At 49.9% G+C, this 14,455-nt stretch carries 14 protein-coding genes and 2 tRNA genes; 11 read left to right on the forward strand and 5 right to left on the reverse strand.

All coding sequences use genetic code 11. The annotated features are described in order from the left end of the window. Positions 1-15: 15 nt before the first annotated feature. From LCH85_10660 to LCH85_10705, 10 genes are all read left to right on the forward strand, one after another. Positions 16-1,089, forward strand: coding sequence for an inositol-3-phosphate synthase (locus tag LCH85_10660; protein MCA0352447.1), 1,074 nt, complete (start codon positions 16-18; stop codon positions 1,087-1,089). A 195-nt stretch (positions 1,090-1,284) separates the two neighbouring features. Continuing rightward, a complete protein-coding gene (locus LCH85_10665; GenBank protein ID MCA0352448.1) occupies positions 1,285-2,151 on the forward strand; it encodes a hypothetical protein in 867 nt (288 codons plus the stop codon). 79 nt (positions 2,152-2,230) lie between these two features. Then, positions 2,231-3,280 (forward strand): glycosyltransferase family 2 protein, encoded by a 1,050-nt coding sequence (locus LCH85_10670; GenBank protein MCA0352449.1) that lies wholly within the window; start codon positions 2,231-2,233, stop codon positions 3,278-3,280. A 427-nt stretch (positions 3,281-3,707) separates the two neighbouring features. Continuing rightward, the gene (gene rpsL, locus LCH85_10675; GenBank protein ID MCA0352450.1) at positions 3,708-4,148 is read left to right on the forward strand and encodes a 30S ribosomal protein S12; all 441 of its coding nucleotides are present in this window, start codon (positions 3,708-3,710) and stop codon (positions 4,146-4,148) included. A gap of 11 nt (positions 4,149-4,159) precedes the next feature. Beyond that, positions 4,160-4,633, forward strand: a complete 474-nt coding sequence (gene rpsG, locus LCH85_10680) for a 30S ribosomal protein S7 (GenBank protein MCA0352451.1) — start codon at positions 4,160-4,162, stop codon at positions 4,631-4,633. Positions 4,634-4,800: 167 nt separating this feature from the next. Further along, positions 4,801-6,906, forward strand: coding sequence for an elongation factor G (fusA, locus tag LCH85_10685; protein MCA0352452.1), 2,106 nt, complete (start codon positions 4,801-4,803; stop codon positions 6,904-6,906). A gap of 125 nt (positions 6,907-7,031) precedes the next feature. Further along, positions 7,032-7,988 (forward strand): STAS domain-containing protein, encoded by a 957-nt coding sequence (locus LCH85_10690; GenBank protein ID MCA0352453.1) that lies wholly within the window; start codon positions 7,032-7,034, stop codon positions 7,986-7,988. A 41-nt stretch (positions 7,989-8,029) separates the two neighbouring features. After that, positions 8,030-8,104: transfer RNA gene (locus LCH85_10695), tRNA-Met, on the forward strand. A gap of 44 nt (positions 8,105-8,148) precedes the next feature. Continuing rightward, positions 8,149-8,224 (forward strand) — tRNA-Met (locus LCH85_10700). A gap of 156 nt (positions 8,225-8,380) precedes the next feature. Then, positions 8,381-10,045, forward strand: coding sequence for a hypothetical protein (locus LCH85_10705; protein ID MCA0352454.1), 1,665 nt, complete (start codon positions 8,381-8,383; stop codon positions 10,043-10,045). A 55-nt stretch (positions 10,046-10,100) separates the two neighbouring features. On the opposite strand, the gene LCH85_10710 is transcribed toward LCH85_10705, so the two are convergent. Beyond that, the gene (locus LCH85_10710; protein ID MCA0352455.1) at positions 10,101-10,355 is read right to left on the reverse strand and encodes a hypothetical protein; all 255 of its coding nucleotides are present in this window, start codon (positions 10,353-10,355) and stop codon (positions 10,101-10,103) included. Positions 10,356-10,430: 75 nt separating this feature from the next. Between LCH85_10710 and LCH85_10715 the strand changes: the two genes are divergently transcribed. After that, positions 10,431-10,850: a MerR family transcriptional regulator gene (locus LCH85_10715; GenBank protein ID MCA0352456.1), complete on the forward strand. Its 420-nt coding sequence runs from the start codon at positions 10,431-10,433 to the stop codon at positions 10,848-10,850. Positions 10,851-10,867: 17 nt separating this feature from the next. Here LCH85_10715 and LCH85_10720 read toward each other — a convergent pair whose 3' ends face one another. The 4 genes from LCH85_10720 to LCH85_10735 all read right to left on the reverse strand — a co-directional run bounded on the left by LCH85_10720 (position 10,868) and on the right by LCH85_10735 (position 14,378). Next, complete coding sequence (locus tag LCH85_10720; protein MCA0352457.1) at positions 10,868-11,623, reverse strand: CbtA family protein; 756 nt, start codon at positions 11,621-11,623, stop codon at positions 10,868-10,870. Between the two features lie 11 nt (positions 11,624-11,634). After that, positions 11,635-11,841, reverse strand: a complete 207-nt coding sequence (locus LCH85_10725; protein ID MCA0352458.1) for a CbtB-domain containing protein — start codon at positions 11,839-11,841, stop codon at positions 11,635-11,637. A gap of 111 nt (positions 11,842-11,952) precedes the next feature. Continuing rightward, positions 11,953-14,037, reverse strand: a complete 2,085-nt coding sequence (cadA, locus tag LCH85_10730) for a cadmium-translocating P-type ATPase (GenBank protein ID MCA0352459.1) — start codon at positions 14,035-14,037, stop codon at positions 11,953-11,955. After that, positions 14,034-14,378, reverse strand: a complete 345-nt coding sequence (locus tag LCH85_10735) for a metalloregulator ArsR/SmtB family transcription factor (GenBank protein MCA0352460.1) — start codon at positions 14,376-14,378, stop codon at positions 14,034-14,036. Before LCH85_10735 ends, cadA begins: the two co-directional genes overlap by 4 nt. Positions 14,379-14,455: the final 77 nt, after the last annotated feature.

Genomic DNA, 14,455 nt, shown 5'->3' on the forward strand with positions numbered 1-14,455 from the left:
AGGAGTTGAGTCGTTTTGAGTAAGAAAATTCGCGTAGCCATTATCGGCGTGGGCAACTGTGCCTCGTCGCTCGTCCAAGGGATTGAATTTTACAAAAATGCCAACGAGGACGATCACGTACCAGGTTTGATGCACGTCAACCTTGGCGGTTATCACGTTCGCGATATCGAATTTACCGCTGGCTTCGATATTAATATTACTAAGGTCGGCAAGGATTTATCTGAGGCGATTTTTGCTGAACCCAACAACACCTATAAATTTTCCGAAGTTCCACATTTGAATGTACCAGTCTATCGTGGCATGACTCACGATGGTTTGGGCAAATATCTTTCACAAGTGATCGAAAAAGCGCCTGGCTCGACCGCTGACATTGTGAAAATTCTGCGTGACACCAAAACCGATGTCGTGATCAGCTACTTGCCAGTTGGCTCAGAAATGGCCACCAAATGGTATGTTGAGCAAATTCTCGAAGCTGGTTGCGCCTTCATCAACTGTGTACCAGTCTTTATTGCCAGCCAAGAATACTGGCGCAAACGCTTCGAAGAAAAGAACTTGCCCATTATCGGCGACGATATTAAATCGCAAGTTGGCGCAACCATCGTTCACCGCGTGCTGACCAATTTGTTCGAGCAACGTGGCGTGCGCTTGGATCGCACCTATCAATTGAATTTCGGCGGCAACACCGATTTCTACAACATGCTTGAACGCGAACGCTTGGAATCGAAAAAGATCTCCAAGACCAACGCTGTTACCAGCCAATTGCCCTATGCATTGCCCGCCGATAGCGTGCACGTTGGCCCAAGCGATTATGTGCCTTGGTTGACCGACCGCAAGTGGTGTTACATTCGCATGGAAGGCACAACCTTTGGCAATGTACCATTGAACGCCGAAGTTAAGCTCGAAGTGTGGGATTCGCCCAACTCGGCTGGCGTGGTGATCGATGCAATTCGCTGTGCGAAGTTGGCGCTTGATCGTGGAGTTGGTGGCGCATTGTACGCACCTTCATCTTACTTTATGAAAACCCCACCCGAACAATACACCGATGACGAAGCCCATCGCCGCACCGAAAGCTTTATTGCTGGCGAATAGGAGTGAGCGCGAAGAGCATAGAACATAGAACATAGAGCATAGGCAAGGAATCAGGGAATAAACTGGTTCAGTAGGCCAAATTTTTTGCCACAGATGAACGAGATTATTCTTTAGTAGCTCTGTATCTGACCTTTGGCTCCTGATCTCTTGCCTCTACCTATGTTCTATGCTCTTTGTTCTATGCTCTAAACAATTATGAACACACTACCACTCTTTCGCTTGGCGATGCGTTGGCTGCCGCGACTCCCCAATTGGCTGGTCGATGCAGCCTGTGATCTTTTAGGGGTCGGCTTGCTGGCGATCCCTCGCTTGCGCCACAACACCCGTTCGAACCTCAAGCGGGTTGCTCCAAAAATCCAAGGCTTGGCTCGTTGGCGTTTGCAATCGCGCGTGCTGGCAAACTCCTTGCGCCATTATGCCGATCTCGTGCGGCTCCCAGCTTGGAGTTCCGAGCAACTGCGCCAGCGTTTTGAGCATTCGGGCTTAGAACACTTACGCCAATTAACTGAAACTGGCGGCTTAGTCATCGTCGCGCATACTGGCTCGTTTAGCACTGGGCTTTCGGTTTTGGCGGCTCATGGCTTGCCGGTTGTACTGGTCGTTGAGGCAATCGAGCCACCAGAACATTTGGAACTTGTCAAGGAATTACGCGCAGCCCATGGCGGCGAATTGATTGTGCTGGGGCCAAATGCTGGGCGTGAAGTGCTCAAAGCGTTACGTGCCAAAAAGTTGGTAGTGCTAGCAGGCGATCGCGATCTGGCGGCTCAATCAATTAAGTTGCCATTTTTTGGCGAGCCAGCCGATGTACCAATTGGCCCAGCTCGCTTAGCTTTACGCGGCTGGCCAGTGGTCGTGGGTACTTGTGGCTGGTTTGATGATCATCGCTCATTCTTTCGGGCCGAGCCAATCCAACATTTTCACGTTTTAGCCAATGAAACACCCGACCAAGCAGCCGAACGGGTTGCCAGCGACATGTTGGGCTACCTCGAACACCGAATCGCCACCCATCCTGCAAGTTGGGTTGTCCTGCAATCAGTATGGGCCAATCGCACCGACGATTAAAATTCGTGCTACTATTGGGCCAATTGATCCAAATTTGCCGATTTGCTGAACAACTACCAAATAAAGGAAGGCCAAGCACATGGCCACGATGCCAATGAGTGAAACCTATATTCAACCAAGCGAGCCAACTCGTAGCCATCCATGGCGGGTGATTATTCAGATTCCCTGTTTGAATGAAGAAGAAACTCTGCCCGATGTGTTGAATGATATTCCCTTGGATTTACCCAATGTGCATTTTGAAACCTTAGTAATCGATGATGGCTCGACTGATCGCACGGTTGAGGTTGCTCGTGAACTAGGGGTCAACTATATTGTGCGCCATCGTGGACGCAAAGGCTTGCCAGCCGCCTTTCAATCGGGCATGGATGCCGCACTAAAACTTGGTGCTGATATTATTGTCAACACCGATGGCGATCATCAATATCCAGGCTCGGCAATTCCTGAGTTGATCAAGCCAATTTTAGAGGGCAAGGCCGATATTGTGATTGGCGACCGCCAAACCCAAAATGTTGAGCATTTTTCAACTCAAAAGAAGCTCTTGCAACGAGTTGGCAGTTGGGTTGTGCGCGTTGCTTCCGATACCGATGTGCCCGATGCACCCAGCGGTTTTCGGGCCTACTCCAAAGAAGCTGGCTTGCGTTTATATGTAACCAGCGAATTTTCCTACACGATCGAAAATTTAATTCAGGCTGGCAAACGCCGCTTAAATGTTGATCATGTGGCGATTACCACCAAGCCAACTCGCCCTTCACGCTTGCATCGCGGCAATTTCAATTTCGTCAAACGCCAAGGCGCGACGATTATCCGTACCTATGCCCAATATGAACCACTCAAAACCTTCACCTACTTTGCCCTGCCATTTTTGCTGATTGGCGGCGGCCTACTGCTACGCTTCATGATCTACTACCTGCTCGATCCCAACCAGACCTATACCCGCTATTTGCAATCGGTTTTTATTGGCGGAGTGTTTATGATCGTCGGGATTTTAACCTTCTTCATTGGGATTTTGGCCGACCTCAGCGGCAACAATCGCCGAATCAACGAAGAAATTCTGTATCGTTTGCGCAACCTTGAAGTCGAGGTCGCCCGCCGCTTGCCCAACAACGATGGCGAGGAAATTCACGAGTAGTTCGTAAAATCAAAAGGCAAAAGGCAGAAGCCAAAAGCGGAGGGGCTAGGGTTCAGAGGTCAGGATGAGCTGTGGGCATGGAGATAGGCAGATTGAGGATGAGAAGCATAATTCGTGCAATTTGTGTCATTCGTGGCTAAAATAACCTTCGTGCTCTTTAGCGTCCTTCGTGGATCAAAACAGTTTGACAGTAGCCTACGCTGGTGCTATACTGGGCGGTCGATGCCCCGTGGTGGGCATGCTTTTTTTGCTGCAATTTTTCGCTGGTGTTCATCAGCCAACTGACTGATGGATAACCAATAGATTATGTCTGTTCGCGGCATTGGGGCGGCAATGCCATAGCTCGTTAGGCTAGAACACGCTCACGGTATAGTAGACGTGAGAACCGTCCAGAACCCGGTATTTCCAAAATCTTTGGAGGAATTGAATGCCAACGATCAACCAGTTGATCCGCAAGCCCCGTAAACCTGTGGTCAAAAAGACCAAGGCACCTGCGCTGCGTTTCATCTACAACTCGCTGAAGGGCAAGCTTACCCGCGGCAATGGTGCACCCCAAAAGCGTGGTGTTTGTACCCAAGTTAAGACCATGACCCCTAAGAAGCCTAACTCGGCCTTGCGTAAAGTGGCTCGGGTGCGCTTGTCGAATCAAATGGAAGTGACCGCCTATATTCCAGGCGAAGGTCACAACTTGCAAGAACACTCAGTGGTCTTGATTCGCGGTGGTCGGGTAAAAGACTTGCCAGGCGTGCGCTACCACATTGTGCGCGGTACCTTGGACTCACAAGGTGTCAACAACCGCAAGCAAGGTCGCTCGAAGTACGGCACCAAGAAGAATGCCCAAGTTGCAACGGGCAAGAAGAAAAAATAAGGTAGGGTAACATGCCACGACGACGAAAAATTGCCAAGCGGATTGTGCCTGGTGATCCAATTCACAACAGCGTACACGTGCAAATGTTGATCAATAAGGTCATGATGCACGGTAAAAAAAGTGTCGCTGAAAATATCGTATATCGCGCGTTGGATGTTGCAGCTCAACGCTTGAACCGCGAACCAGTTGATCTGTTCGAACAAGTGCTGCGCAACTCCAGCCCTACCATCGAAGTTCGCCCAAAGCGCGTCGGTGGTTCAACCTACCAAGTGCCTGTTGAAGTGAAAAGCGACCGCCGGATTGCCTTGGCGATTCGTTGGTTGTTGACCGCCGCTCGCGGTCGCAGCGGCAAACCAATGCACGAACGCTTGGCGCTCGAATTGGTCGATGCTTTCAACAACACTGGTGCAACCGTCAAGCGTCGTGAAGAAGTTCACCGTATGGCCGAAGCCAACCGCGCCTTCTCACACTACGCTCGCTTCTAAAGTTTGTGGCCACCCCTCACGACCAGCGTCGTGAAACAATTGGGTCGGTGACCAGAGCGGCTAGACGCGAGTTTAGCCGCTTTTTGCCTGCATACTTATGGTACAATACAACGTCACCGCCGTGCAGGCTGTCACCAGCTAATACTAACCATGTAACGGAGTAAGGAATGCCTCGCTCGACACCACTCGACAGAGTACGCAATATTGGGATTATTGCCCACATTGACGCAGGGAAAACTACCACCACCGAACGGATTTTGTTCTATACCGGTCGTAACTATAAGATCGGTGAAGTCCACGAAGGCGCTGCCACCATGGACTGGATGGAACAAGAACGCGAACGCGGGATTACGATTACCGCTGCTGCTACCACCGCTCACTGGGAATATGCTGAGCAACGCTATCAAGTCAATATTATTGATACCCCTGGCCACGTGGACTTTACGGCTGAAGTAGAGCGCTCATTGCGCGTGCTCGACGGTGGCGTAGTGGTGTTCGATGCAGTGGCCGGTGTGGAGCCACAATCAGAAACGGTGTGGCGACAAGCTGATAAATATAACGTGCCTCGGATTTGTTTTGTCAACAAGATGGACCGCATGGGCGCAAACTTCGATCGCACCGTTCAGATGATTGTTGATCGCCTTGGCGCAAAACCAGTGCCGATCCAATTGCCAATCGGGGCCGAAGATCGCTTCCAAGGGATCATCGACTTGATGGAAAACAAGGCCATCTTCTACATGGACGATGTTGGTAAAGTCCAAGAAGAACGCGAAATTCCTGCTGAATTGGCTGAAAAAGCCAAAGCAGCCCGCGAATATATGCTCGAAGCCATCGCCGAAACCGACGATGAGTTGATGATGCTCTATCTCGAAGGCGAAGAATTGCAAGTGCCTGAATTGCGCCGCGCTCTGCGTGCCGCCACCATTGGCAACAAATTGGTGCCAGTCTTGTGTGGTTCAGCCTTGAAAAACAAGGGCGTGCAACGCATGCTCGACGCAGTGGTCTTGCTCTTGCCTTCACCATTGGAAATTCCAGTAACCAAGGCTGTGCGCCCAGGCGTTGATTCAGAAGCCGAAGATGCAGAGTTCATCGAGCGTCCAGCCGATGAAAATGCACCTTTCACTGGTTTGGTCTTCAAAATTATGGCTGACCCATTCGTGGGTAAGTTGGCCTACTTCCGCGTTTACTCAGGTAAACTCGAAACTGGCTCATACGTTTTGAACACCACCAAGAACAAGCGCGAACGGGTTGGTCGCTTGCTGCAAATGCACGCTAACCACCGCGAAGAAATCAAGGAAGTCTATGCAGGCGATATCGCAGCTGTGGTGGGTCCAAAGGATACCTTCACTGGCGATACCATCTGTTCACCAGATGATCCGGTGGTTTTGGAAAGCATCAAGTTCCCAGAACCAGTGATTTCGGTGGCGATCGAGCCAAAAACCAAAGCCGACCAAGACAAGATGTCGATTGCACTCTCACGCTTGGCCGAAGAAGATCCAACCTTCCGCTTGAACACCGATGTCGAAACTGGCCAAACGATCATCCGCGGGATGGGCGAATTGCACTTGGAAGTTATCGTCGATCGCATGATGCGCGAATTCAAGGTTGAAGCCAACGTTGGTAAACCACAAGTGGCCTATCGCGAAAGCATCACCCGCAGCGTCGATATCGATAGCAAGTTCGTGCGCCAATCGGGCGGTAAAGGCCAATACGGTCACGTTAAGGTCAAGTTCGAGCCATCAGGCGAAGGTGAAGGCTACATCTTCGTCAACGGGATCGTTGGTGGGGTTGTACCTCGCGAATACGTCCCAGCAGTCGAAGCTGGTATCCGCGAAGCCATGGAAACTGGCGTTATCGCTGGCTACCCCGTGGTTGACGTGAAAGCGACCTTGTTCGACGGCTCATACCACGACGTTGACTCGTCGGAAATGGCCTTCAAGATCGCCGCTTCAATGGCCTTGAAGGACGGCGTGCGCAAGGGCGGCCCACAAATCTTGGAACCAATCATGAAAATTGAAGTGATTGTGCCCGAAGATTACATGGGTAGCGTGATCGGCGACGTAAACAGCCGCCGTGGTCGCATCGAAGGGATGGAAGCTCGCGGTAACGCTCAAGTCGTGCGTGGCTTCGTGCCATTGGCCAACATGTTTGGTTATGTCAACGATTTGCGCTCACAAACCCAAGGCCGCGCAACCTACTCGATGGAATTCCATCACTACGAGCCAATTCCACGCAACTTGCAAGAAGAATTGGTCGAAAAAGCTCGCAGCTAAACCCTGCTACAAAACGCAACAGATGGGTCGATTGGCTATACCAATCGGCCCATTTTCTTTTAACTTTTTTGTGCGTATAATGAACAACACAAATCGTATCCTGAAGCAATTCGGAGCCAACCCTCATGCTACGAATCACCCAACGCCAAGCCACACTGGCACTTTTAGTACTCTTAAATATCACCACTGCCGCAATCGATGCGGTGATCATTATTCGCAATGGTTGGCAAAATCCGCTGCTAATGGGGGTTATTTTGCTGATCCTGTGTGGTATCAGCGTAGCTTACTGGCGTGGCATCGAGTGGAGTCGTTGGTTAATCGTCGGGTTTGTGACGCTAATTTGTGCTGGCTTTGTTGATAAAACCCAGCCGGTTAATTTGGTAACCCTGATTCCCCCAGTTATGGCGCTGATCATGGGTTCTTCAACTGCGGTGGTTATTAGCGCCGTAGTTGGCTATGGCGGAATCCTAGTCCGAGCCAATTTCGATGGAGCCTATGCCGCCGTCGATAACTTAGTGGCCTATGCCTTGTTGATTGCCGCAATCGTGTTGATTCGCACGATTAGCGAAACTAATTTGCTCACGCTGCAAGATACAATCAGTAAATCCGATGGCGAACAACGCCGCATCAAAGCACAATCGACGCTGATGCGCAGCCAAGCTGATGCCTTGCTCAAGCAAAATCAGGAGCAACAGCGCTTATTGGCCTTAGTCGAAACCCTCGAAACTCCCGCCGTGACAATCGCTGCCAACGTGCTATTAGCTCCCTTGGTCGGGGCACTCGATCCCAAACGGGTTGAACAAATTCAAAAACGCTTGCTAGCCAACATTCATCGCCAGCGCACCCGTCTGCTAATTTTAGATTTAGCCGGAGTTCGCGAACTTTCCAACGAGGCCGCAGAGAAAGTGCTGGTGATGATGCAGGCAATTCGTTTGCTTGGTTGTGAAGTAACGGTTACCAGCGCTTCAGCAGAAATCGCCATGCAATTCGGCGATCTTGGGGTCGATCGCGAGCTGTTCCAAACGGCGCAAACTCCTCAAATTGCGCTTGAACAGAGCATCTATAGCTTGAGCAAGCCCTAATTTGACAAGAAACTCAGAGTGTGCTAATATACATAGGTCAACGCGGGGTGGAGCAGTGGTAGCTCGTCGGGCTCATAACCCGAAGGTCAGAGGTTCGAATCCTCTCCCCGCAACCACAACTAAAGATTTGAGCGGCTTGCTAACAAGCCGCTCATTCTGTGCCGATGTAGCTCAGGGGTTAGAGCGAACGACTCATAATCGTTAGGTCACTGGTTCAATTCCAGTCATCGGCACCATTTTTTTATTTTAGCCCCAATTTCCCCAACACCCCCCAATGCTCATCAGCACTTTCTCAGCTACTCACAAGTCCTGTTTCAGTTCGCTAGCAGCCAAAATCAGCTTCCTTTCGGCTACACTCGTTTTCAGTAGTGTTGGTGTAGAAAGGACGCACGATGAAATGGCAATGGTTATGCCGACTAGGCTTGCTATTGAGCCTCGGATTTTTTAGTAACCCCGTAGCTGCATCTCAAAGCCAATCGCTCAGCCGCGAGATTGTGAGCGAGCAGTCGATTTATAAAATTCTGCTGGAAGGTCAATGGTTAGTCTGGCAAACCCAAGCATATCCAACAGTTGAGGTATTTATCACCAACCTTGTAACCAACAGCGTTAGCAAGCTAGCCGCTAGTGATGCTGGAATCTATGGTCTGACAATTAGCAATGGTCGGGTGATTTGGTCGGATACCCAACAACTCTATAGTTATGATATTCATCGGGCGACAACCAAGGTTCAGCAGTTCCCCGATCATTTTAACCCCAATTGGTTTGTTGCCCATGGCGATTGGCTTATTTGGAGCAATTCGGAAGGAACGCCCCCAGAACACCTGACTAATACGTTTTGGAAATGGAATATTAATGACAATCAAGTAGCAAATTTAATTGGCACTGAGCCAGCAACCATCTATGGCATTGCTTCGCTGCAAACTGATGGCGAAATGATTAGCTGGGCCTATGGAGTTGGGCCAAATCGACATAGTGTTTGCTATGAATTACATTATCTACCACTCGATGGCTCAACCTCAAATCCAATTACTCTGCCTGAACAACCTTGTAGTATTTTTCTTGGCTCTTATCGATTAATCAACAAACAATTTTATTATTGTCAATATAAGCAGTTATATGTCAAAAATCTTGATTCTACGATCAACCACTATTTAGATGATCGCTGTCGTTTGAGCAGTGAATTTGAGTTGGCAGCAAATCGAGGTATGTTCTTCGGCGGCAATTATACCGCTGATGATTATAAAATCATCGATATTGTTGGGTACGACCTCGCTAATCAAAGTTTATTTACGCTTGATCGCTTCGATGCGACCCCATATCCACGGCCAACTGTAGCAGTGAATGATCGGTTGGTTGCATGGAGCGATCAGCGTGGTGCCAAGCCGGTAATTCATGTGCGACCCATTGCTGAGGTCGTGCCAACCGCCCCCCGCCAAGCCGATGATCCATTGCTGGCGAATCGCAGCTATTATCCTGAAAGCCAGCACTCGCTTGGTGGGTTGTTTGAACAATATTGGCAGAAAAATGGAGGCTTGGCGGTGTTTGGCTATCCGCAAAGCGAAGAATTTAGCCAAGTCAATGCCGATACTGGCAAAACCTATACGGTGCAATTGCTTGAACGTCAGCGCTACGAACATCACCCTGAATTGGCTGGCACAGCGTATGAGGTTTCATTGGGGCGTTTAGGAGCCGAGCGTTTGATCACGCTTAATCGTCATTGGCAAAACGAAGGCGATACTTCGGCTGGAGCCGAGCAATTGCCTGGTCAATGTCAGCATTTTGCCACCACTGATCGCAAGGTTTGCGGAGCGTTTTTGAGTTATTGGCAAAGCCATGGCTTGGATTTAGGTGATGCTGGGATTAGTTACGCTGAATCGTTAGCCTTGTTTGGCTTGCCACTCACTGCACCACACATGGAAACCAATCCTGATGGTGATTGGGTGTTGACCCAATGGTTTGAGCGAGCACGCTTTGAATGGCATCCCGCTAATCCTGCTGAATTCAAAGTTCAACTTGGCCGCTTGGCCGCCGAGCAAATTCCGAGTTTGGGTTGGTAAGCATTAATTTAGTCAGCCGTCGCCCTTACCAAATTCAAGGGCGACGGCTTTATAGTTATTTGCTGGTCACACCACCACAATTGGGGTCACCACAAGCACATTGGTTGGCTGGTTGCTTGCGCCGTAAAAACAACAACGGAATCGCACATGGAATCAGACAGGCCATGATCATCACGATTGGCGTTGCACCTGCCAGCCAAACACCCAAAGCACTGCGCTCAAAAAAGAGCACGCCCGCCATCAGTGCCGCAATCAGCAACAAGCCGGTTTTGCTGCGCAATAGGCCGAAACAATCCTGTAAAAGTTTCATTGAAAACTCCTTTCTACGTTGATACTTAAACGCTATCATGTGAAGTGCACTTTAAGTCAAGCAGGAGTTTAGCCAATGCCAGGATTATCAATCGGCGAAGTTGCCCAACAAACAGGCCTCCAACCATCAGCAATTCGCTATTATGAACAGATGGGCTTAATTCCCAAGCCGCAACGTCATAACACTCGCCGCCGTTACGATTCCAGCGTGTTGCAATGGATTGATTTGATCAATTTGGCGCGTAAAGCAGGTTTTTCGATCGCCGAGGTTCAAACATTAATTCATGGCTTTAGCGAGGATACGCCGCCATCAGCCCGTTGGCGCACGATGGCCACCACCAAATTAACCCAAGTAGCCCAACAAATTCAGGATTTGCAGCAAATGCAGGCATTACTCAATCATGGTTTGCAATGTCAGTGTTTGCGCCTAGAAGATTGTCGGATTAGCAATCAGCAGGGGTGTCGTGAGCAATGTAGCGGAGCAGATCAGGCCTGATCTGCTCCATATTGGGTTTATTGAGGAAGAGGTTTTAAGTTGGTGATTGGCTGAGGCTTGCGCGTGAAGAAGCGTAACAAGCCACCAAATGCGACTCCGACGATCAGCCAATATAAACTTAAGCCAGCCAACGACCAAGCCCGAAATTCATTGACCAACTCCATCGGCAAGCGAATTGGATCGGTTGCCGCCGGAAAGCTTAATTGGATAATGAAGCCACTAAGCAATAACAATAATCCACTACAAGCCCATTCTGGCAGCTTCCAACGTGCTGCAAGCCAACGCCCAAGCGTCAAAGCCACACCAACTCCAACCGCCGAGGCAACTTGAATACCAACGTAGAGTTGCTGGCGCAGATTGACGGTATCTGGCTCGCCAACGCCTGGTGGATTGGCTGGATACTTCAGGAATGGCATCAAGGCGCAGGCCCAAAATACCAACAAGGCAAACATTAAGCCTGTTTGGCGTAAACCAAGCTTGCCAAAAAAGCCTTGCCCAAGGTGAAACACCACCGACAACAGCAAAGCCCAACTTAAGCCATATAGCCCATAGCCAACAAACAAGCCAATTTTTTGGCCATTGCGGCTGACAATTGGCTCATCACCGCCAGCATGGGGAGTTTCGTTGAGTGTATGATTCAAATCTTCATAGCCAATCGCTTGGTCGATTAACGGCTCGGTGAACAATAAATGAAATGTTGCGACCACTGCGCCCGCCAGCAAAACCGCGAGCAACAAGGCCTTGAGCACAACACCAAAAGAAATTCGTTGCATCAGGTTCTCGCTTAATGGCAGGGCATACCGTTAACATGGCGGCTATCATGAACCGATTCGTGAATCAGATTTTGGGTGTAGGCAACTTGGCCTTGAATCAAACTGAGCAGTTGACCTTGATCTAACGCCATCAAGAAAAACAGCAATAGCCCCAAGGCCAAAGAAACCAAATAGGCTCGCCATTGTGGTTTAGCAACCTGTGAAACTTCCGTCAACATACACAATCCTCCTACACAAACACTAAGCAGCACCCGACCAACGTCGGTGCAGCAACGCCTTGAAATGCATAAAAATCTGCTGAATGGCGCAAGTATAGAAGTCTGTCCAACTCATGTCAAATGTTTGTAACGCAATAATCGGGCTGAATTGGCCATAATGCCTAAATCGGGTAGCGATTGGGCGGCGGCAGCCAAAACAGGTGGTAAGATTCCCAAGGCGGCCAAACTAAGGCCAATCACGTTATAGGCCACGGTAAAGCCAAGATTGCCCTTAACGATCCGCATGGTGCGTAAAGCCAAGGCCAAAGCTTGCGGAATTAAGCTCCAATCATCGCGCAATAAGGCGATATGCGCAGCATCAAGGGCAACCGCCGTGCCCGCCACACCCATCGCAATTCCAACATGGGCTTGAGCCAAAGCTGGAGCATCATTCACGCCATCGCCAATCATCACTACATGGTGGCCTTGCGCTTGGTAACGACGCACAATTGCTAATTTATCGGCGGGCAATAATTCAGCTTGATAGCCAATACCTAATTGCTCGGCAATATTGGCTGCGACTGACAGATTATCACCAGTCAAGATTTCAATTGTCTCAATACCCAAACGCCGTAATTGAGCAATCGCCGGGGCAACATCAGCTCGCAAGCGATCAGCACAGGCAATTAATCCCAATACTTGCTGTTCGCGCAATACCCAAATCACGGTTTGACCCTGCTGTTCTAGCGCGGTGGCCTGAGTTTGTAAGGGATGTTCGCCCAGCAACCGTCGATGCCCAACAACCACGCTTTGAGCCTCGATCACCGCTTGTACGCCCGACCCCGCCAGTGACTTAAATTCACTAATTTGGGGAAGGTCAATTGCTTGATCACGGGCAGCTTGCACAATCGCCTTAGCCAAGGGATGCTCGGAATCTTGCTCGGCTGCCGCTGCCCAGCGCAAAACCTCGGCCTCATTCGTTGCAGCATGCACCACAACCTGACTCACCGCAGGCTGGCCATGGGTCAACGTACCAGTTTTATCAATGAGTACCACACTCGTTTTGGCTAGTGCTTCGAGATATTTACCACCTTTGATCAAGATGCCCTGTTTAGCTGCTGCGCCAATCGTCGCGAGCATAGCGATCGGTGTAGCTAGGGCAAATGAGCATGAACATGCCACCAACAGCACCGCCGCCGTTGCCAAGGGATCACGCTGAATCACAAAGGTCAACAAGGCAATCAGCGCCACAACTGGCAGATAATAGCCCGAAAAAGCATCGCCAATCCGTTGAATTTCGGCTTTTTGCGATTCAGCCTCTTCAACCAATTTAATAACATTGCCAAAGGTGCTATCTCGACCAACCGCCGTTGCTCGAATGCGCAAACTTCCCGCAGTTGCCAAGGTTGCGGCAAAAACCTGGGTTCCCTCAATTGCATCAATTGGCATCGATTCGCCAGTAATGGTTGCTTGATTGATAGTGGCGGCTCCTCGTAGCACTACACCATCCACTGGAATTTGATCGCCAGGCCGCACCACTACGACATCGCCAACTTGAACTGCCTCGATTGGCAGCTGAATTTCAGTTCCATCACGTTCAACCTGAGCAAGGGTTGGAGCCAAGGCGGTTAATTCTTTGACTGCACGGCGAGCTTGGCTCGAAGTAAATTGTTCAACATATTCGCCGATGCGCATAAACAGCACCACCAGCAGCGCGGTTGGCCATTGCCCAATCGCTAAAGCAGCAATCACCCCAATGCTCATTAAGCTGTGCGAAAGCACTGTTTTGCGCCAAGCTGCCTGCAGTACGCGCCAAAAAATCCGATAACCCGCCACAAGCACTACGGCCACGCCAATCGGCCAAGGAATCCAGTCGATTAGCAAATCAAGCCAACCAAGCTGCTCCCCAAGCACGCTGAAGCCCAACACTACAACGACAATCGCACCAAAGAGCAGCAACAAACTAGCACTTGCAGGGGTTAATTTTGGCGTAGCCGCCTGAAGCTGCGGCACCTGATAGCCCGCTTGTTCAATCGTTTGGACTAAAGCGTTTGGTTCCAGCAGCTGATCATCAAAGGTAATCAGGGCTTTTTCGGCTGAAAACAACACTTGTGTTTGCACCACTCCACGTAGCTCGCCCAAAACAGTTTGAATATGCAGCGCACAACTTGAACAATCCATGCCGCGAATCGGTAAGCTGATCGTTTGCTGGCTCATTGGTTCACCTCGCCAGTGTAACGGGTACAGGCATATACCCCGTGCGCAACATCGGCCAATAAGCTGGCAGCCAAATTAACCAACTCGCCCACCCGTGGATCGCTCAGCCGATAGTAGACAAAGCGACCTTGCTGTTGCCGTGCGACCAAACCACAATCGTGCAAACAACCCAGATGATTGGAAACATTCGATTGGCTGAGCTGGGTTGCTGCCACAATCGCCGAAACTGTCAGCGGTTCGGCACAAAGCGCCTCAAGCACTTTCAAACGCGAAGCATCGGCCAAACCACGAAAAAGCTTGGCTTTCAATTCGATCACATCAGTTTGAATAATTGGATTCATTATCCACCTCAACATATCATTACATACTGATACGATGATATATAAATCATGACTGCTTGTCAATCAGCGCGATTTGG

Source organism: Chloroflexota bacterium (genome assembly GCA_020161265.1).
Taxonomy (GTDB): domain Bacteria; phylum Chloroflexota; class Chloroflexia; order Chloroflexales; family Herpetosiphonaceae; genus Herpetosiphon.